Source organism: Brasilonema octagenarum UFV-OR1, from assembly GCF_963888615.1.
Classification (GTDB): Bacteria; Cyanobacteriota; Cyanobacteriia; order Cyanobacteriales; family Nostocaceae; genus Brasilonema; species Brasilonema sennae.
Genome location: NZ_CAWPKW010000018.1, coordinates 1 through 535 on the forward strand (window position 1 = coordinate 1; position 535 = coordinate 535).

1 protein-coding gene is annotated in these 535 nt (G+C 44.7%); it reads left to right on the forward strand.

Going from position 1 to position 535, the window contains the following annotated elements; all coding sequences use genetic code 11:
- Positions 1-535: beta-barrel domain-containing protein (locus tag AC5590_RS00905; protein ID WP_248277456.1), on the forward strand; the 535-nt coding region annotated here is incomplete at both ends.

A 535-nucleotide genomic window follows, 5' to 3' on the forward strand; every position in this document is an offset into this window, starting at 1 on the left:
TAGTAAAGCAGAAGTGGCGATCGCCCAACAAAGCATTTCCCGAGAACAAGCCACAGGAAAAGCCACTCTCGCAACACTAGACAAAGAACGCCAAGCCCTTATCCAGCAAAAGTTAGAAAAAAGCAAACAGCTAGAGCGCGATTCTCGTGAACTCCAACAAGTAAGAATTGACCTCAACCAAACCAGCATAACTGCCACATCAGATGGTATTATATCAAAGCTAAACTTGCGAAACTCTGGTCAAACTGTGCGTTCTGGAGAGGAAATCGCTCAAATTGTTCCCAGCAATGCCCCCTTGGTAGTCAAAGCAGCAGTACCACCTCAGGAGAAAAGCAAGTTGAAACAAGGTCAAAAAGTACTTTTGCGGGTTTCTTCCTGTCCTTATACAGATTACGGTACTCTAAAAGGTGTCGTCAGCCAAATTTCTGAAGATACCATAAAACCTCAAAATAATGGTGCGACTGCAACTGCTGCAACAGTTTCAAGTCAGCAAGGTGGTGCAGTTGGTACTTTCTACGAGGTGACGATTCAGCCA